The 301-nt window shown below is 65.4% G+C and carries 1 pseudogene; it reads left to right on the plus strand.

From position 1 onward, the window contains the following. Nucleotides 1-301 (plus strand): annotated as a pseudogene (locus tag AC1DJW_RS26670) (GTP 3',8-cyclase MoaA); the annotation flags it as partial.

Below are 301 nucleotides of genomic sequence, written 5' to 3' on the forward strand. Positions count from 1 at the left end.
GCCCACGCCACCGGTCCGCTCCTGGGCACCGTCGGCATCATCGCCTCCGTCACCGAACCGTTCTGCTCCGATTGCCGGCGCACACGGATCACCGCCGAAGGCAAGATCATGAGCTGCCTGTTCTCCCGCCAGGAATTCGACCTGTTGGGACTCCTTCGCTCCGGAGCGGACGACGAGGAACTCGCCCAACGCTGGCAAGACGCCATGTGGATCAAACCCAAAGCCCACGGCATGGACCACACCGGCCTCGGCGCACCCGACTTCATCCAACCGGACCGCAGCATGAGCGCCATCGGAGGCT

This window comes from Arthrobacter sp. 05L417 (genome assembly GCF_056397865.1).